Annotated in this window: 16 protein-coding genes; 14 read left to right on the top strand and 2 right to left on the bottom strand. The window is 71.0% G+C overall.

Annotation, left to right across the window (positions count from 1 at the left end; all coding sequences use genetic code 11):
* The first annotated feature begins 435 nt into the window (after positions 1-435).
* Positions 436-1,647, top strand: a complete 1,212-nt coding sequence (locus tag ACZ5GT_RS12020; RefSeq protein WP_469019655.1) for a glycosyltransferase family 2 protein — start codon at positions 436-438, stop codon at positions 1,645-1,647.
* A gap of 3 nt (positions 1,648-1,650) precedes the next feature.
* On the opposite strand, the gene ACZ5GT_RS12015 is transcribed toward ACZ5GT_RS12020, so the two are convergent.
* Entirely contained in the window at positions 1,651-3,063 is a 1,413-nt protein-coding gene (locus ACZ5GT_RS12015; RefSeq protein WP_469019652.1) for a polysaccharide pyruvyl transferase family protein, read from the bottom strand.
* Positions 3,064-3,275: 212 nt separating this feature from the next.
* On the opposite strand from ACZ5GT_RS12015, the gene proB reads away from it, so the two are divergent.
* From proB to ACZ5GT_RS11990, 5 genes are all read left to right on the top strand, one after another.
* Complete coding sequence (gene proB / locus ACZ5GT_RS12010; protein WP_469019679.1) at positions 3,276-4,382, top strand: glutamate 5-kinase; 1,107 nt, start codon at positions 3,276-3,278, stop codon at positions 4,380-4,382.
* A 141-nt stretch (positions 4,383-4,523) separates the two neighbouring features.
* Positions 4,524-4,985 carry a hypothetical protein gene (locus tag ACZ5GT_RS12005; protein WP_469019672.1) on the top strand — a complete coding sequence of 154 codons (462 nt, stop codon included), beginning with the start codon at positions 4,524-4,526 and terminating at the stop codon, positions 4,983-4,985.
* A gap of 61 nt (positions 4,986-5,046) precedes the next feature.
* Positions 5,047-6,333 carry a glutamate-5-semialdehyde dehydrogenase gene (locus ACZ5GT_RS12000; protein WP_469019645.1) on the top strand — a complete coding sequence of 429 codons (1,287 nt, stop codon included), beginning with the start codon at positions 5,047-5,049 and terminating at the stop codon, positions 6,331-6,333.
* A gap of 151 nt (positions 6,334-6,484) precedes the next feature.
* Entirely contained in the window at positions 6,485-7,042 is a 558-nt protein-coding gene (locus ACZ5GT_RS11995) for an SCO2584 family spore wall biosynthesis protein (RefSeq protein ID WP_469019642.1), read from the top strand.
* Positions 7,043-7,156: 114 nt separating this feature from the next.
* Positions 7,157-8,227 carry an SCO2583 family membrane protein gene (locus tag ACZ5GT_RS11990; RefSeq protein ID WP_469019639.1) on the top strand — a complete coding sequence of 357 codons (1,071 nt, stop codon included), beginning with the start codon at positions 7,157-7,159 and terminating at the stop codon, positions 8,225-8,227.
* Positions 8,228-8,366: 139 nt separating this feature from the next.
* Here the strand turns inward: ACZ5GT_RS11990 and ACZ5GT_RS11985 are convergent, their stop codons facing one another.
* On the bottom strand, positions 8,367-9,491 hold the full coding sequence (locus ACZ5GT_RS11985; protein ID WP_469019636.1) for a M48 family metallopeptidase: 1,125 nt from the start codon (positions 9,489-9,491) through the stop codon (positions 8,367-8,369).
* Between the two features lie 91 nt (positions 9,492-9,582).
* Between ACZ5GT_RS11985 and ACZ5GT_RS11980 the strand changes: the two genes are divergently transcribed.
* From ACZ5GT_RS11980 to ACZ5GT_RS11945, 8 genes are all read left to right on the top strand, one after another.
* A complete protein-coding gene (locus ACZ5GT_RS11980) occupies positions 9,583-9,777 on the top strand; it encodes a hypothetical protein (protein WP_469019688.1) in 195 nt (64 codons plus the stop codon).
* A gap of 119 nt (positions 9,778-9,896) precedes the next feature.
* On the top strand, positions 9,897-10,061 hold the full coding sequence (locus ACZ5GT_RS11975; protein WP_324785662.1) for a hypothetical protein: 165 nt from the start codon (positions 9,897-9,899) through the stop codon (positions 10,059-10,061).
* 70 nt (positions 10,062-10,131) lie between these two features.
* Complete coding sequence (gene nadD / locus ACZ5GT_RS11970; protein WP_469019632.1) at positions 10,132-10,863, top strand: nicotinate-nucleotide adenylyltransferase; 732 nt, start codon at positions 10,132-10,134, stop codon at positions 10,861-10,863.
* A 17-nt stretch (positions 10,864-10,880) separates the two neighbouring features.
* The gene (locus ACZ5GT_RS11965) at positions 10,881-12,668 is read left to right on the top strand and encodes an LCP family protein (RefSeq protein ID WP_469019625.1); all 1,788 of its coding nucleotides are present in this window, start codon (positions 10,881-10,883) and stop codon (positions 12,666-12,668) included.
* A 691-nt stretch (positions 12,669-13,359) separates the two neighbouring features.
* Positions 13,360-14,583, top strand: a complete 1,224-nt coding sequence (locus ACZ5GT_RS11960; protein ID WP_469019619.1) for an ROK family protein — start codon at positions 13,360-13,362, stop codon at positions 14,581-14,583.
* The gene (locus ACZ5GT_RS11955; protein ID WP_469019612.1) at positions 14,580-15,512 is read left to right on the top strand and encodes a carbohydrate ABC transporter permease; all 933 of its coding nucleotides are present in this window, start codon (positions 14,580-14,582) and stop codon (positions 15,510-15,512) included. The genes ACZ5GT_RS11960 and ACZ5GT_RS11955 overlap by 4 nt, the downstream gene beginning before the upstream one ends.
* 118 nt (positions 15,513-15,630) lie before the next feature.
* Positions 15,631-16,422 (top strand): carbohydrate ABC transporter permease, encoded by a 792-nt coding sequence (locus tag ACZ5GT_RS11950; RefSeq protein ID WP_469019606.1) that lies wholly within the window; start codon positions 15,631-15,633, stop codon positions 16,420-16,422.
* Between the two features lie 64 nt (positions 16,423-16,486).
* A complete protein-coding gene (locus ACZ5GT_RS11945; protein ID WP_469019599.1) occupies positions 16,487-17,755 on the top strand; it encodes an ABC transporter substrate-binding protein in 1,269 nt (422 codons plus the stop codon).
* The last annotated feature ends 65 nt before the right edge of the window (positions 17,756-17,820 follow it).

Below are 17,820 nucleotides of genomic sequence, written 5' to 3'. Positions count from 1 at the left end.
GAGGACGGCCCCGCGAGCGGCCGGCCCGGGGTCGTTCTTCCCCGCGGGGGGGGGGCCCCCACCCCCCCCCCCCCCCCCCCGACACCCCCCCCCCCCCCCCCCCCCCCCCCCCCCCCCCCCCCCCACACACCCCCCCCCCCCCCCCCCCCCCCCCCCCCCCCCCCCCCCGGGCCCTTTCCCGTCTCTTGCCGCTTCTCTCTTGCCGCTTCTCTTACCGCTTCCTCGTACCGCTCGCTGAGCGGCTCTCACCCGCCGTCCGTACTGTCAGGGTGTCCGGCCTGGTGGGGCCGTCACGGACCGCGCGTCAAGTCCGCGTGTCAGGTGACGTGCGTCACTCATTCCGAGTCGTGAGGCAACCTCCTCGGGCGGTCCGCCGTCTAACAGGTTGCGAATATGCCGATACGGGGGAAATACACCTTTGACCAAGGGGGAACCGTGAGCGTCGCGCAGCCTGATGTCAGTGTGATCATCGGGGCGTACGAGGCGATGCCTTATCTGATCGACTGCCTGGCCTCCGTCGAGTCGCAGACCATCGACCCGGCACGCATGGAGGTCATCGCGGTCGACGACGGCTCGACGGACGGTACGGGGGAGTACCTGGAGGAGTTCGCCGGCCGCGCGCCCATGCCGGTGACGGTGATCCGGCAGGACAACTCCGGCGGGCCCAGCGGCCCGCGCAACGTCGGTCTCGGGAAGGCGGCCGGGCGCTACGTCTTCTTCCTCGACGCCGACGACCGGCTCGGCGCCGAGGCGCTGGAGCGCATGGTGGCGATGGCCGACCGCAATGGCACCGACGTGGTGCTCGGCCGGGTCGAGGGCGTCAACCGCAAGCCGCCGCAGTCGATGTGGGGCAGGACCCTGGACCGTACGGACGTCTTCTCCTCCAACATCAAGTTCACGCTCAGCGCGCAGAAGCTGTTCCGCCGCGACTTCCTGGAGCGGCACGGCATGCGCTTCGACGAGTCCCTGTGGACCGGCGAGGACGCGCTGTTCACGATGGAGGCCTACCTGCGGGCGAACGGCGTCTCGGTGGTGGCCGACCACACCTGCTACTACCTGGTGGGCCGCGCGGACGGCAAGCACGTGACCAAGAGCGGGAGTTACACCCTGCGCTTCGACTCCGCCCGCGCCCTGATGAACCTGATAGCCGAGCACGTCCCGGCCGGCGAACGGCGCGACGCGCTCATGATCCGGCCCTTCCTGGTCACCCTGCTGCCGCAGTTCGGGCCCAAGTACCTCAAGGACAGCGAGGAGGTACGACGGCACAAGCTCGAGCTGGCGCGGCCGCTGACCGAGAAGTACTGGACCGAAGGCGTCGCCCGCCGCCTCAAGGTCGAGGAACGCCTCCGGCTCCACCTGGTGGCCGAGCAGCGTCCCGAACTCCTCACCGAGGTGGTGCGGTTCGTCAAGGACAAGAAGCAGGCGGCGGCCCTGCTGGAGAAGAAGGGCCGCCGCCTCTACCTCGCCTACCCGCACTTCCGCGACGAGCGCGCGGGCGTCCCGGACTCCGTCTACCTCGCCGCCCCCCGCGAGGCCCGCGCCTTCCCCGGCTACCGGGAGGGTTCCGCCGACTCCGTGCTGCGCAGGGCCGTACGGAAGGCCCGCCGGGTACTCACGACCCCCGGCGGGACGGCCGCTGCGGCGTAGCCGCTACTGGCGACCGGACTGCAGGGCCCGGCGGATGGGACGGCCGACCACCCTCCGGGCCTTGCGGTACACGGACGTCGCCCCCGTCGCGGTGGCCGGTCGGCCGCTCTCCGCGCGCTTCAGCTCGCGCTGCAAGCGGTCGTTCTCCGCGGTCAGTTCGGCGACCCGGTGGTGCAGCCAGCCGAACCGCGAGGCGAGCGAGGTGACGTCGGTCTCGTTCCACGGCCGGATGCCGGGCGGGAAGCTCAGGGAGCGCATGCGGGTCTCGAAGGCGGCGCCGCCGTCGCCGTGCGTGAAGGTGTTCTCCAGGCCGTTGCGCTCCAGGAACGCGGTGAACCGCTCGAAGCGCTCCAGGTGGCCGCCGGTCAGCGCGGTGAAGTCGGCCTCCGCGTAGAGCCTTGCGGGGTCGACGTCGTCGGGCAGCCGGTCCATCCGGTGGTGCGGGATGCCGAAGTAGCGGCACAGCTCCAGCGTCCGTGAGTCGCCGCACAGCACGGTCGCCGGCGTGCCCGCGAGCAGCGCGGCGATGTTGCCGTGGATGCGGGAGCCGAAGGAGAAGTCGAAGCCGCGCAGGTCCTCGATCCAGGTGACCGGGTCGACGTAGACGCGGACCTTGTCCTCCCGGTACATCGGGTGGTCGGGGTGGGTCGGCATCGCCGTCACCGCCGCGTTCGGGTCCGACAGGTCCCGCCAGTGCAACTGCCGTGCGTCGCTGAGGTTCTGCCCGATGAAGCGCAGGTTCGGGTAGCGGGCGTGGGTACGGGTGATGACCTTGCCCAGTCCCTGCTTCTGCACCGCGTTGTGCGAGCCGTTGACCGCGATGCGGGAGTCGGCGGTCAGCTCCGCCACCCGCTTGTCCACGGCGAGTTCCTTGCCGTGCAGGAACAGCGACGGGCAGCCGATGACCTCGACGTTCCGGTAGCCCAGGTCCTTGAGGTATTTCTCGGTGAACTCGCCGCGCACCCCGATCGAGGCGCTGCGGTCGAGCACCGCGGAGACGAACGCCCGCACGGTCTGCTCCATCGGCTTCAGCCGTGCCGCGTTGTAGTTCAGCCCGGCCTGCGCGCCGATGCCCAGCACCACCACCGGGATCCGCAGTCGGCTGATCAGCCGGGTGAGCCGCTGCAACCCGGCCTCGAACGACGGCCGGAAGGCGTTGGCGAGGGGCACCACGAAGACGTCGTACTCCTCGTTGATGCGGGCCGCCTCGGCCGCGTGCGCCTGTATGCCGTTCGAGACGACCTCGGTCCCCGGCGCCTCGAGGATCTTGTGAGCCGCGTCACTGAAGATCAGGTTTCCGGCGTTGGTGGCGATCACGTCCCGATGGAGGGCCTCCTCCACGGGCACGGCGTCGTACGGGCTCTTGCCCGAGCGGATGAGGATGCGCTTGGCGGGGCGAACTGTCTTCTGTGGCACGGTGTTCAAAATATGTTGGTCAGGTCTTTAACTTCTATAAGCAACCAGCGCAACCTTTTTGCCCTTCACGGCGTGTGAACGAGCCGTCACCCGACGCCTGTCCGGGGACTGGACCGCCGCGCGGCGAGCGGCCCCCTTCGCGTAGATTGCCTGGTGGTGGAGTGCGCGAACGCGAGGGGATGACAACCGAGGTGAGCACGGCAAGGCAGGGCGTGCGCGAGGCCCGCAGGGTCGTCGTCAAGGTGGGGTCCTCGTCGCTCACCACGGCGTCGGGCGGCCTGGACGCCGACCGTGTGGACGCGCTCGTCAACGTGCTCGCCAAGAGCCGCGACCAGGGGGAGCGGGAGATCGTCCTGGTCTCCTCCGGCGCCATCGCCGCCGGGCTCGCCCCGCTCGGCCTGCGCCGCCGCCCCCGGGACCTGGCCCGCCAGCAGGCCGCCGCCAGCGTCGGACAGGGCCTGCTCGTCGCCCGCTACACCGCCTCCTTCGCCCGCTACGGCGTCCGCGTTGGCCAGGTCCTGCTCACCTCCGACGACATGAGCCGGCGCGCCCACCACCGCAACGCCTCCCGCACCCTCGACAAGCTGCTCGCCATGGGCGCCTTCCCGGTGGTGAACGAGAACGACACCGTCGCCACCGACGAGATCCGCTTCGGCGACAACGACCGCCTCGCCGCCCTCGTCGCCCACCTGGTCCACGCCGACCTGCTGGTGCTGCTGTCCGACGTGGACGGCGTGTACGACGGCGACCCGTCCCGGCCGGGCACCTCGCGGATAGCCGAGGTGCGCGGGCCCGCCGACCTCGCGGGCGTCGAGATCGGCAGCGCCGGCAAGGCGGGCGTCGGCACCGGCGGCATGGTCACCAAGGTCGAGGCCGCCGGGATCGCCGCCGCCGCCGGCATCCCCGTCGTGCTGACCAGCGCCGTCCACGCAGCCGAGGCGCTGTCCGGCGGCGACACCGGCACCTACTTCCACCCCACCGGCAGGCGCTCCGCCGACCGGCTGCTGTGGCTGCAGCACGCGTCCACCCCGCAGGGTGCGCTGACCCTGGACGACGGCGCGGTGCGCGCGGTCGTGGACCGGCGCAAGTCGCTGCTGCCGGCCGGGATCGCCGCCGTCGAGGGCGACTTCAGCGCCGGTGACCCGGTCGAACTGCGCGACACCGAGGGGCGTGCGGTGGCGCGTGGGCTGGTCAACTTTGACGCCAAGGAGATCCCCCAGCTGCTCGGCCGCTCGACACGCGAACTGGCCCGGGAACTCGGCCCGGCCTACGAGCGGGAGGTCGTACACAGGGACGACCTGGTGGTCCTGCACCCGTAAACGCCCGAAACGTCCGCTCCCGGTGGTGGACGTTCCGCAAAAGTGCCACACGACGGTCTGCGGCCTGCTCAACTTTGACCCAGGGACACATTCCGCACGAGCACTGCTCGACCCTGCGTAAAGGAGGCCGTCGTGAGACGAGTGCGCCCTGGGACGGCGTCCCGCAGTGCCGGCGCCGGCGGCGCCCCCTTCCGCACGGCCGCCGGCGAACGCGCTCTGACCAGCGTCGCCGCGGGCGGCCGCTACGAGGAACCGGCGGACCTGCCGCGCCTGTGGCACGTCACCCTCAGCGTCTCCGGCGCCCAGGCGCCCCTGACCGAGGTGCGGCGCGGCCTCGAACAGCTCGCCCACGACCACCCCTTCCTGCTCACCAGCAGGTACGCGGGCGACCACGCCGAGATCCGCTACTGGGAGGAGGCCCGCGACCTGCACGACGCCGCCGCCGTGGCCCTGCGCCTGTGGGGCGAGCACCGGCAGACCGCCAAGCTGCCGCCCTGGGAGATCGTCGGCCTGGAGGTCGTCGACCGCGAGACCTACCACCAGCGCGTCGCCGAGGGCTACGGCCCGCCGCCCGCGTCGTCGGTGGGAGTTCATCCCTTTTGAACCCGTCTCGATGCGTGGGATGAGCCGTGAACGCGCGCGTGCGGAGCACTACGCTGCGGGCATGACCACGCTTTCGCCGTACGACTCCATGTCCCCGGTCACCCAGGCCGCCTACCGCGCCAAAGCCGCCGCCGCCGACCTCGCCCCGCTGCCGCGCGCGGTGAAGGACGACGCGCTGCTCGCCATCGCGGACGCGCTGGAGGTCCGTACGAGCGAGATCATCGAGGCCAACGCCAAGGACGTGGCCAAGGCGCGCGAGGCCGGCACCAGCGAGGCGATCGTCGACCGGCTCACGCTCACCCCCGAGCGGGTGCGCGCCATCGCCTCCGACGTCCGGGACGTCGTGGCGCTGCCCGACCCGGTCGGCGAGGTGGTCCGCGGCTCCACCCTCCCCAACGGCATCGACCTGCGCCAGGTCCGGGTCCCGCTCGGCGTCGTCGGCATCATCTACGAGGCCCGCCCGAACGTCACCGTCGACGCCGCCGCCCTGTGCCTGAAGTCCGGCAACGCCGTCCTGCTGCGCGGCTCGGCCTCCGCCTACGAGTCGAACACCGCCCTGGTGCGGGTCCTCCGCGACGCCGTCGGCGGCGCTGGTCTGCCCGCCGACGCCGTGCAACTGGTGCCCGGCGAGAGCCGGGAGAGCGTGCGCGAGCTGATGCGCGCCCGCGGCCTGGTCGACGTCCTCATCCCGCGCGGCGGCGCCTCGCTGATCCGGACGGTGGTCAACGAGTCCACCGTCCCCGTCATCGAGACCGGCACCGGCAACTGCCACGTCTACGTCGACGCCCACGCCGACATCGACATGGCCGTCGACATCCTGATCAACTCCAAGGCGCAGCGGGTCAGCGTCTGCAACGCCGCCGAGACCCTCCTCGTCCACCAGGACATCGCCGCCGAGTTCCTGCCGCGCGCCCTCGACGCCCTCGCGGACGCCGGGGTCACGGTCCACGCCGACGAGCGCGTGATGGCCTACGCCAAGGACTCCTCGGCGACCGTCGTCGAGGCCACGGCCGAGGACTGGGAGACCGAGTACCTCTCCTACGACATCGCCGCCGCGGTGGTGGACTCGCTGGACAAGGCCGTCGAGCACATCCGGCTGTGGACCTCCGGCCACACCGAGGCGATCGTCACCACCTCGCAGCAGGCCGCCCGCCGCTTCACCCAGCTGGTCGACTCCACCACGGTCGCCGTGAACGCCTCCACCCGCTTCACCGACGGCGGCCAGTTCGGCTTCGGCGCCGAGATCGGCATCTCCACGCAGAAGCTGCACGCGCGCGGCCCGATGGGCCTGCCGGAGCTGACCAGCACCAAGTACATCGTCACCGGGGACGGTCACGTGCGGCGCTGAGAAGGGCCCCGGCAGGGGCGCGTCGACGGGGGCGCATATGCGGTCGGCACGCGCGTCCGGTACGCGCCCTCACCCCGGGCAGGCGTCTCATCAGGCGGATGAATTTCCATACCGTCTGCCCAAAATGACCCCCCAGGTCTACTCTGGATCCGTGCCGGAGGACGTGGGGGGCACGCCGTTCCCTGACGGCTGGGAGCCCGACGACGACCACGACCGCGGGGTGTCGGACGAAGAGTTCGCCTCCGTGGTCTTCGACGAGGCCTTCGTACGAGCGGCCGCGGTGCACGAGCCGACCGCCGTGGAGCGCCTCCTGGCCGCCGCCCAGGCGAGAGCGGAGGCCTCCGAGGCGGAGGCCCGCCGGACCCACGGCAGAGGCGAGCGCTACCAGGACGGCTACGGCCGCGCCGGTTTCGGTCATGATCCGGAATTCGACGATCTGGACGACCCTGACGCCTTCGAGGGCCGCTACGGGCCGTACGGCAGGCAGGTCCGCTGGCATCGCCCGGTCGCCTGGATGCTCGCCCTGGTGATGGGGATCGGCATGGTCGCCCTGGCCTTCGCGGCCGTCTACCGGGGCGCCTCCTCCAGCCGTGAGGACCAGGTGCCGTCGCCCGCCTCGACCGGCCTGGAGCAGAGCGGCGCGGCGCCTCCCTCGGCGTCGGCCGACCACTCCCAGCCGGCGGTCCCGGTCATCCCGCGCAGCCCCTAGGGGCCACCGGGGTCGGTCAGGGGCTCGGCGGAAGGGTCCTGGCCCCCGAATCCGTCACAACTTGTCGTGTACCAGGGCGTTTACCGGAGCGCCGGGAGACCTACCCTGAAAGGTATGGGAGGGCCTGGAGACCCACCTGAGGGGACACCCGAGGGCGCCCCCGGGGGTGGGGAGGACGAGTACCGGTCCGTCGTCTTCGACGAATCGTTCGTCCGTGCTGCCCGCCTGCAGGAGTACTCCGCGCGGGAGCGCATGGCCGACCACGCCCCCGCGGTACGCCGCCGACCGCCCATACGCCGGGGACTGTCCCGGCAGGCCCTGGTCCTCGTCATGCTGATCGCCGTCGCCTTCGGCACGGCGATCTACATGGGCGTACGGCATCCGTACCAGGCCCCGGGCGCGCGGCAGCCCGTCGAGCCGCTGCGGATGACCGTGATCCCGCTGTCCCCGCAGGGCAAGGTGCCCGGAGCCGCCGATCCCGAGTACCTGTACGAGCACAGCCCCGCCGCGCAGTTCCGCGTCGGCGCCGAGGGAATACCGCTGCCCGCCTCGCGGCGCACCGCGCACTTCTCCGACAGCCAGGTCGTGGCCGCCCTGACCACGGCCAAGGACTACATCGTGCGGTCCTCGCTCTACCCCGAGGTGCTCAACGGGCAGAGCGTCCGCCCCGTGCGCATCATGCTCGACGCCGACCAGCTCGACCAGTTCGACCAGAGCTTCGCGCGGCCGACGGCCGACGGGCGGCACGAGCCGACCGGATGGCTGGTCCGCTTCGACCCGACCGGCGCCGAGCTCGCCGACGGCAGGATCCGGGTGCAGGGCTCGCTGCAGGCCGCCGAGACCGACTCCGCCACCCTCGAGGTCACCGCGGACCACACCTTCGTCTACGCGCTGCGGCCCACCGGAGCCGGCGCGAAGGCCGACGCCTCACTGTTCACCGTGCGGCGCGAGCTGCACTTCCGCTTCGACCGCGACGACCTGCGCCTGCACCAGGCCCAGCTCCTGGTCTCCTACGTGCAGGCCGGGCCGCTGTCCTGCGCCGAGGACTCGGCCAACCACCTGCGCCCGCTGCTGGCCGGCCAGACGGCCAAGGCGGGCGGCCCGGCGGGCACCGACCCGTACGCCACGGACGGCGCGACGGCGCTGTGCGGCTCCCTGGCGAGGAGCGCCCAGCCGAGGGTGTGACCCGGCGGCCCGGACCGCCTCCGGCAGGCGCAGAGGCAGGCGCAGGCGCAGGCCGTCGCGACCGTAGGTCGGCCGTCCGGGCCGGACCGCGTCCCCGCCGGCTGCCGGGGTCGGCCGGGCCGTCGTCGGCTGTTCGGGGTCAGTCGTCGTCCTGTGCGGGGCCGTCGGCCGGCGGCTGGTCCTTCGGCGACCCGTCCTTCGGCGGCTGGTCCTGCGGGGGAGCGGACGTGAACCCGCCGAAGCCGCGCCGGACCCGGTCGCCCAGGTCCCCCGCCCCGCCGGCGATGTCGCTGACCAGCTTCATCAGCGGGTCCTTGGAGTTCTTGACGCTGCTCGAGTAGTGCGCCGCCGACTCGCGGAGCGAGTCCGTGACCGACGTGTCCTTGTCCTCGTCGCGCCGCGGGTAGTGGCCGTCCATGATCCGCTGGTGGTCGCGGGACGCCGCCCACTTCTTCAGCTCGGCCGCCCGGATGGTGGTGAACGGGTGGGAGCGCGGCATCAGGTTCAGGATCTTCAGCACGGAGTCGCGCAGGTCGCCGCCCGCCTCGTACTCCTCGGCCTGCTGCAGGAACGCGTCCACGTTCATCTGGTGCAGGTGGTTGCCGCCCGCGATCTTCATCAGGCCGCGCATCGACGCCTGCAGGTCCTGGCCGACCAGGAGGCCCGCCCGGTCGGCGGACAGCTCCGACTTGCGGAACCACTCGCGCAGCGCCGTCACGATCGCCATGATCGCGAGGTTGCCCAGCGGGATCCAGGCGACCCGGACCGCCAGGCTGGTCAGGAACAGCAGGATGGTGCGGTACACGGCGTGGCCGGACAGCGCGTGGCCCACCTCGTGCCCGATGACGGCCCGCATCTCCTCCTCGTCCAGCAGCTCGACGAGGCCCGTGGTGACCACGATGATCGGCTCGTCCAGGCCGATGCACATCGCGTTCGGCTGCGGGTCCTGGTTGACGTACATCGGCGGGACCTTCTCCAGGTCCAGGATGTAACAGGCGTCCCGCAGCATGTCGTGGAGGTGCGCGAACTGCTGGTCGGACACGCGCACCGAGTCGGACAGGAACAGCAGCCGCAGGCTGCGCTCCGGAAGCAGGCCGCTGAGCGCCTTGAACACCGTGTCGAAGCCGCTCAGCTTGCGCAGCGCCACCAGCGCGGAGCGGTCCGCCGGGTGCTCGTAGGCGCGTGAGGAGATGCCCGGAAAACGTGTGCGCTGCCTGCTCGGTGCTTTCTCGTGCCCGTCGTTCTGGTGGCGGTCGTCGGACATTGGTCCCCCATGTACGTGTGAGTGGCCCTGTACGGTCCCTCGTGCGGTCCTTCGCGCCCCCGAAGCAGGGCCCAGCCTAGGCGGAGTTACCGTGGACGGCACCACACCGAAGGAGTCCGTCTTCATGGAGCACACGCCCGCGGCCGTCTGGCTGGCCGAGGCCACGAGCGCCGCCCAGCGGCAGGGGGCGGGCAACCTGCTCCGGGTCGTACTGATCGTGATGATCGTGGGATGCGTGCTGACCGCCTGGTTCCTGCTGCGGGGCTACAAGCGGAAAGACGACTGAACACCGCCCGGGGTTCCCCGACGCTCCCCAACGGTGGAGTCGGCGTGATCGCCGGCGGGACCCCCGCTTACCATGGGCCGACGTCTTTATCCCGCCCACACGCGATAGGTCCTGCCGAGATGAGCTTCCACAGCACCGCTGCCCAGTTGGTCACCCTCGCCGCGGAGGGTGAGGAGCACGGCGGCAACCACGAGAGCCTCAGCCCCTATGTCACCGGCGGCAGCGCCCTGCTCATCCTGCTGCTCCTGCTGTGGGTCACCACCCGCTTCAACCGCGACCGCTGACACCGTCGCGGGCCGCTGACGGGGAACTGGCGGCCGGAGCCATCGGGCCGGGCCGGTAGGGTCTGCACGCATGGGAGAGCAGGACACGCCTACCGGTCCGGCGAACGACACGGCCGACGGCACGCAGACCCGCCCGGCGGGCGGCACCGGACCCCGCCCGGCCGACGGCACCGGACCCCGTCCGTCCGGCAACGGCAACGGCCGCTCCGAGCCGGGCAAGCGCCGCCTCGGGGTCATGGGCGGAACGTTCGACCCGATCCACCACGGGCACCTGGTGGCGGCCAGCGAGGTCGCCGCGCAGTTCGACCTCGACGAGGTGGTGTTCGTACCGACCGGCCAGCCGTGGCAGAAGACCCACCGTCACGTCTCCCCGGCCGAGGACCGCTACCTGATGACGGTCATCGCGACCGCCGAGAACCCGCAGTTCTCCGTGAGCCGCATCGACATCGACCGCGGCGGCCCCACCTACACCGTGGACACGCTGCGCGACCTGCGCGCCCTCAACCCCGACACGGACCTGTTCTTCATCACCGGCGCCGACGCGCTCGGCCAGATCCTGACCTGGCGGGACTCCGAGGAACTGTTCTCCCTCGCGCACTTCATCGGCTGCACCCGGCCCGGCCACCACCTGTCGGACCACGGGCTGCCCGAGGGCGGTGTCTCGCTCGTCGAGGTGCCCGCGCTCGCCATCTCCTCCACGGACTGCCGTGCGAGAGTCGCCAAGGGCGACCCCATCTGGTACATGGTGCCGGACGGAGTCGTGCGCTACATCCACAAGCGCAAGCTGTACCGCGGCGAGTGAGCCGAGAGGGGCTACCGGTGAACGACCGATACGACGCTGGGTACGGGGGCGACCAGTACGAGCTCGTCGGATACGACGAATACGGGCAGCCTGTGTACCGCCAGGTCCCGCCCCAGCAGGCTCCGCAGCAGACCTACCCCCAGCAGGCTCCGCAGCAGGAGTACGGCGCCTACGACCCGTACGGGCAGGCGCAGCCGCAGGCCCCGCAGCAGGGCTACGGCTACGACCCCTACGCCACGGGCGTCCAGCAGCCGGCGCCGCAGTACGACCCCTACGGCACCGCTCAGCAGCCGCCCGAGCCTTCCTACGACCCCTACGGCACGCCTCATGACGGCGGATACGACCCCTACGGGCAGGGCCAGGGCCAGGGCCAAGGACAGGGACAGGGCCGGACCCGGACGCAGGGACAGGAACAGGGGCCGGGCGGCGCGGTCACCGGCCGGCAGCCGCGGGTCGCCGAGCAGACCGCCCACATCCCGCAGCAGCCCGGCCCCGCCGATGTCGACGAGCCCGCGGCCCCGCCCGAACGCGACTACCGCACCGAGCAGTTCGCGTTCGTCGAGGAGCCCGAAGGCGACGCCGAGGACGTCATCGACTGGCTGAACTTCACCGAGAACCGCACCGAGCGCCGCGAGGAGGCCAAGCGCCGCGCCCGCAGCCGCCTGATCGCCCTCGTCGTGGTGCTGGCCCTGGTCGCGGTCGGCGGAGTGGGCTACCTCTGGGCCGCCGGGAAGCTGCCCGGCCTGTCCGACCCGGACACCAAGACCGGCGGGACGACGGCCACGGGGGCGCAGAACCGCGACGTGATCGTCGTCCACCTGCACAACACCAAGAAGGGCGGCACCTCCACGGCGCTGCTCGTCGACAACACCACCACCGAGCGGGGCACCACCGTCCTGCTGCCCAACTCGCTCGCCGTCACCGACGACGACGGCTCCACCACCACCCTCGCCAAGTCGGTCGCGGACGACGGCTCCTCCGGCACCCGCGACGCCCTCGACACCGTCCTCGGCACCGAGATCCAGGGCACCTGGCGGCTGGACACCCCCTACCTGCAGAACCTCGTCGACATCGTCGGCAACATCGAGGTCGACACCGACACCGACGTGCCCGACCCGGCCGCCGGCAAGAAGGGCGCCTCGCTCCTGGTGCACCGCGGCGAGAACCAGACCCTCAGCGGCAAGATGGCCGTCGCCTACGCCACCTACCGCGCCTCCGGCGAGACCCAGAACGCCCAGCTGGAGCGGTTCGGGCAGGTCATGCAGAGCGTGCTGCGCAAGCTGTCCTCCGATCCGACGGCCGCGACGACCACCGTGCAGACCCTGGCGCAGATCCTGGACCCGTCGCTGACCGACAAGGACCTCGGAACCTTCCTCGCCAAGCTCGCCGACCTCGCCAAGGGCGGCGACTACAAGACCACCCTGCTGCCCGTCCAGGCCGACGGCACCCTCAGCGCGCAGACCGGCGCCGGTGTGGTCAAGGACGTGCTCGGCGGCACCGCGAAGAGCCCCGCCAAGGACGCCGCCGTCCGGGTCTCCGTCCAGAACGCCACCGGTGTGAAGGACAACACCCAGAAGGCCCGCGTCGTCCTGCTCAACGGCGGCTTCACCTTCCTGGACGGCGGCACCGCCTCCGCCGCGGCCGCCTCGAAGGTGCTCTACACGGACGCCGCCGACAAGGAGAACGCCACCGAGGTCGCCAAGACGCTGGGCCTGTCCACCGGCTCCGTCACCAAGGGCAAGATCACCTCGAGCGCGGACGTCCTGGTCGTCCTCGGCCAGGACTACCGCCCGTCGTCGTCCTAGGGCCCGTGTGCCCCGCGCCGACCACGCGTCGCTGTGAAGACGCCGCATCGACGGAGTCGTTCCGGAGAACGGGGACCAGGCTGCCGGCCTTCGGGAGCAGGGCGGCCGGGGCGGCCGTCCCGTCGTTTTCGACGCCGGTCCCCATCGTGATCGCACCGTCGAGCGCACGGTCGGCCGGCTGAAGGGCTGGCGCGGCATCGCCGCACGCTTCGGCGAGACGTCCGGGAGCCCCGTTGCCGGCCTCGGACTCCGCGTCTCGGCGATCCGGCTCGCAGATCTTCTGCAAGCCGCCCATTGACCACGACGTCACACAGGCTCCGGATCGCCCGTGGGTTCCTGGCCGGTCCCTCGCCGAGCTGCTCGCGCCCACCGGACGCAGTGCCCGATCCGGCCGTGCGCCCCGCCCGCGGGATCGGCGCGGTGAAGCGGCGCGTCCACCACGGCGCTCACGGCCCGCCTTCGGTCCCGCGCCGCCCCCGGGGCCTACCCGCAAGCCTCGGGCCGCCTCACAGAAGCAGCTTCGGGGGCTCCCGCACGCGGCGGGAAGGCCGTCCCAGCTGAAGAAGGCTTCCGGCGCTTCGTCGCGCCCTGAGCGCACATCGGAAACCTGACGGAAACAGGGGGTTGACGTGGCTGATTTCCGCCCTCTAACCTTCGACAAGTTTCTTTAGTTGATAAAGAAAGAGGGCGAATGAACGGGTTGGCGGGCGAGGATCTCACCAGCACGGCTGTGCTGGCGCTACTGGGCAGGACCGGGCCGATGTCGCGGGCCGCACTCGCCCGGGAGCTGGGTATGAGCCCGGCGACGGTGACTCAGGTGACGCGGCGTCTGCTGACGCAAGGCGTGATCGAAGAGCTCGACGAACAGGAGCCCTCCAGGGGAGGCCGGCGCGGTCGACTGATCGGCCTGGTCGGCAATGCCGGTCGGGCGCTCGGGGTCAAGGTGGCGGCCGACCACGTCGTGCTGGTCGACATGCGTCTGGACGGGCAGGTCACGGACACCGTGGCGGTTCCCCTCGATGCCACGGCCCTGGAGGCGGTGCCCGCTGTCGTGGAACTGCTGCGTCCGTTCACCGAGCCGGCCGACGACGTGCCGCCACTGCTGGGGATCGGGGTGGGCGTGCCCGGCACCGTCGACCGTCCGGACAGCGGGATCGTCGACGCCGCGATGCTGGACTGGCGGCAGGTGCCCCTGGGGCCCATGCTCGGCGCGGCTCTGCGGCTTCCGGTCCTGGTGGAGAACGACGTCAACGCTCTGGGCAGCGCGGAGCGGCTCTACGGGCGGGGGCGCAGTCTGAACGACTTCCTGGTGGTCACCGTCGGCCGCGGCATCGGGCTGGCAGTCGTCGCAGGTGGCCGTGTCTATCGCGGTGCCCACGGGGGCGCCGGGGAACTCGGCCACGTCCCGGTCCGACCGGACGGTCCACTGTGCACGTGTGGCAACAAGGGATGCCTGGAAGCCCTGATCAGTGATGACGCCCTGCTGCGCACCGCATGCGCGGCCGGTCTGGTCTCCGTGGACGCCACGCCCGCTGATCTTGCCGACATCGCGAACGGAGCCGATGACCGGGCCGAGCGGGCCCGCGCCGTCCTGCGTGATGCGGGAGAACTCCTGGGCCGCCAGCTTGCCGGGCTGACCGCGGTCCTGGACCCGGAGGAGATCGTGGTCATGGGGGAGGGGACGCGCTCCTGGTCCTGGTGGGAGCCGGGGGTCCGCGCGGCCTTCGAACGCCACGGGCCCCGTCGCGCCCGGGAACTGGCGATCACCGTAGAGCCGTATACGGACACCATCTGGGCGCAGGGGGCCGCCGCTCTCGTACTCGCTGCCTGCTTGGACGGGGGAGTGGGCGATGTCCGTCCGCATCGTCTGGTCCCCTCGCTCGGCGGCGAGAAGGCCGGAAGGCGGCTGCCATGACGGTCACCGGGATGTCCGCGCGCTCCGGCAAGGGCCAGGTGCCCGGCGCGGCTCGCCGTGACAGGTGGCGCAACCGCGGCGCGGTGCTGTTCTTTCTGGCGCCGAGTGCCGTTCCGCTTGTCCTGTTCACCCTTTGCCCGATGATCTCCTCCCTGTGGATCAGCTTTCACTCCTGGGACCTGGTGTCCCCGATGCACTGGGTGGGTCTGGCCAACTACACGCACCTGCTCGGCGACGGCGACACCCGTGCCGCCTTCGCCCATACCGTCTACTTCATCACCGGCTATCTGCCGCTCGTGTACGTGGGTGGCCTGGCGCTGGCGCTCGCCCTCAACCGCCGCATGCGCGGGCGGAGCATCCTGAGGGCCGTCTACTTCCTCCCTGTCGTCACCAGTTGGGTTGCGGTGTCGCTGACGTGGAAGTGGATCCTCAGCCCCAATGGGGGCCTGGTTAACCAGGTGCTCGGCGCTGTGGGCCTGCCGGCCCCCGACTGGTGGGCATCCCCGACATGGGCCCTGCCGTCGGTGATCCTCGCGTCGGCTTGGAAGGACCTCGGATTCGTCATGGTCGTCCTGCTGGCGGGACTGCAGGAGATTCCCCGGGAACTGTACGAGGCGGCCACGATCGACGGGGCCGGCGCCTGGCAGCGGTTCAGGCGCATCACACTGCCGCTGCTTTCGCCCTCCACCTACTTCATCGTGCTCATCTCCCTGATCAACGGCTTCCAGGTGTTCGACCAGGTCTTCGTGATGACCGGCGGCGGCCCTGCCGGATCCTCCCGGCCTGTCGTCGAGGAGGTGTACGACCTGTCCTTCCGCTACGGGCAGGTCGGCAGCGGCTCCGCTCTGTCGTGGCTGCTGTTCGCGGTGATGATGGCCGTCACCGCAGTCATGGCCCGCATACAGCGACGGTGGGTGACCCATGCCTGAGCTGAGCGAGACCCACACCCGGCGCCCCGCCGCCGCGCCTGTCCCCTCGGGCGCTCCCCTGCGCCGCGGGACTGCCCGGAGCCGTCTCTCACCGTCCCGCCGACGCCTGAAGCCAGGGTTGGTCACCATCATGGTCGTCCTCGGGGCGGCCGGGATGCTCTTCCCGTTCCTGTGGACCCTGATCACCTCGCTGCAGCCGAACGGCAGCGGCATCTCGGCCCCCTCGCTGGTGCCAGGCACCGTCAGCGGGGACGGCTACCGCACCCTCCTTCACGCCCTGCCCTTCACCCGGGTCGCCGTCAACAGCCTGTGGCTGGCACTGGTCTCGACCGTCGTCCAGATCGTCACCAGCTCCATGGCCGCGTACGCCTTCTCCCGATTGCGCTTCCGCGGCCGCGGCCTCGTGTTCGGCTGTTACCTCGCCACCATGATGATCCCGCTGCAGGTCCTCATCGTCCCGCTCTTCGCGGAGATGAAGGCGCTGAACCTGGTCGACACCTACGCCGCCGTTCTTGCCCCGACCCTCGCCTCCGGTTTCGGAGTCTTCCTGCTGCGCCAGGCGATGGACGGCGTGCCGCGGGAACTGGACGAAGCGGCCCGTCTCGACGGCGCCGGACACCTGTGGATCTTCGGCTGGGTAGTGCTCCCGCTGGTGCGCCCGGCGCTGGCGACCTTCTCCGTCTTCGCCTTCATGGCCAGCTGGAACAGCTTCCTGTGGCCGTTGGTCATCATCCGGTCGCCGGAGTTCATGACTCTGCCGCTGGCGCTGGCCGGCCTCCAGGGCCAGTTCAGCACTCAGTGGAACGTGGCCATGGCCGGCTCGGTCCTCGGCACCCTCCCGATCGTGGTCCTCTACCTCTTCACCCAGAAGTACGTGGTGCAGAGCGTCGCCCGGTCAGGGCTGAAGTAGCCGCCGGACCCCATTCGACCCCCCACTTCTCACTGCCTCACGCCCCGCCATTCAGGAGAAGCTCATGCAAACCACCCGATTCACCCTCGCCGCCGGCATCGCGGCACTGGCTCTCACCACCGCCTGCTCCCAAGGCTCCGCGACGAGATCCTCCTCTGCCGACGGCGTGACCACCGTCCGCTACATGACCTTCTCCGCCGGCACCGACCACGCCAAGGATCTCGACGCCATCGTCAAGGCGTTCGAGAAGCAGAACCCGGCCATCAAGGTCCAGGTGCAGTCCGTGCCCTACGCGAACTACGCCACCACCCTGCAGACCGCGATCTCCGGCGGCACCGCGCCGGACACCTTCGAACTCGACCAGCAGAGCCTGGCCACCTACGCATCCTCCGGCGCCCTCCTCGATCTGGCCGGACCGGCCGCCAAGGACCCCGCCTACCGCTCCTCCGTGTACGCCCCGGCCAACCTGAAGGCCGCACAGTACAAGGGCAAGCAGTACGCGCTGCCGGAGTCCTTCTCCACCGTGGTCCTCATCTACAACAAGACGCTCTTCGCCAAGGCCGGCGTCCCCGCTCCCACCGCGAGCTGGACCTGGAAGGACGAGCAGGCCGCCGCGCGCAAGCTCACCGACCGGGGCAAGGGCGTGTGGGGCGACTACCAGCTCATCACCTACAACGAGTTCTCCAAGGCCCTCGACCAGGCGGGCGGCTCCTTCCTGTCCGCCGACGGCACCAAGGCGACCTTCGACAGCCCCCAGGGCGTCACCGCCGCGAAATGGCTGATCGACAAGAACAAGACGACCATGCCCGACGTGGCGAAGACCGCGAACACTCCGGACTACGACACCAACCTCTTCAAGGCCGGCAAGCTCGCCATGTGGCACAACGGCAACTGGCAGTTCAGCGCCCTGCAGGACGTCCCCTTCGACTGGGACGTGGCCGTCGAGCCCGGTGACACCCACAAGGCCAGTGCGGTCTTCCAGAACTCGGTCGGCATCTCCAAGACCACCGGGCACGCCGATGCCGCCTTCAAGTGGCTGGCTTACCTCACCGCCTCCGACGTCACCGCCAAGACCCGCGTCGACTCCTCCTGGGAGCTCCCGCCGCTGGCCGACACCAGCAAGGTCGCCGGCTACCTGGACGCGGGCAAGCCGGCCAACCGCCAGGCCGTCTTCGACTCACTCGAGCACCAGGCCACGGCGCCCGTCATAGCCAGGCAGCAGCAGATGCAGGACATCGTCAACAACGCTCTCAGCAACGCCGCCGCCGGCCGGACGGATGTCACCAAGGCGCTGTCCCAGGCTGCCCAGCAGGTCACCGCGCTGCTGAAGTGATGCTTCGGGTTGCCCGCTGGACACCTGACCGTCCCGCGGGCAGCCCGAACCCCTGCCGCCGTACC

This window comes from Streptomyces sp. NPDC031340 (assembly GCF_055569945.1).
The sequence above is the reverse complement of the archived record's forward strand: the minus strand, read 5'-3'. Positions and strand labels throughout refer to the sequence as shown.

Excerpts from the sequence above, each read along its gene's own strand:
- ACZ5GT_RS11975 (WP_324785662.1), top strand. The coding sequence starts at position 9,897 with ATGAGCTTCCACAGCACCGCTGCCCAGTTGGTCACCCTCGCCGCGGAG.
- ACZ5GT_RS11945 (WP_469019599.1), top strand. The coding sequence starts at position 16,487 with ATGCAAACCACCCGATTCACCCTCGCCGCCGGCATCGCGGCACTGGCT.
- ACZ5GT_RS11985 (WP_469019636.1), bottom strand. The coding sequence starts at position 9,491 with ATGTCCGACGACCGCCACCAGAACGACGGGCACGAGAAAGCACCGAGC.
- ACZ5GT_RS11990 (WP_469019639.1), top strand. The coding sequence starts at position 7,157 with ATGGGAGGGCCTGGAGACCCACCTGAGGGGACACCCGAGGGCGCCCCC.
- ACZ5GT_RS11955 (WP_469019612.1), top strand. The coding sequence starts at position 14,580 with ATGACGGTCACCGGGATGTCCGCGCGCTCCGGCAAGGGCCAGGTGCCC.
- ACZ5GT_RS11960 (WP_469019619.1), top strand. The coding sequence starts at position 13,360 with ATGAACGGGTTGGCGGGCGAGGATCTCACCAGCACGGCTGTGCTGGCG.
- ACZ5GT_RS12000 (WP_469019645.1), top strand. The coding sequence starts at position 5,047 with ATGACCACGCTTTCGCCGTACGACTCCATGTCCCCGGTCACCCAGGCC.
- nadD (WP_469019632.1), top strand. The coding sequence starts at position 10,132 with ATGGGAGAGCAGGACACGCCTACCGGTCCGGCGAACGACACGGCCGAC.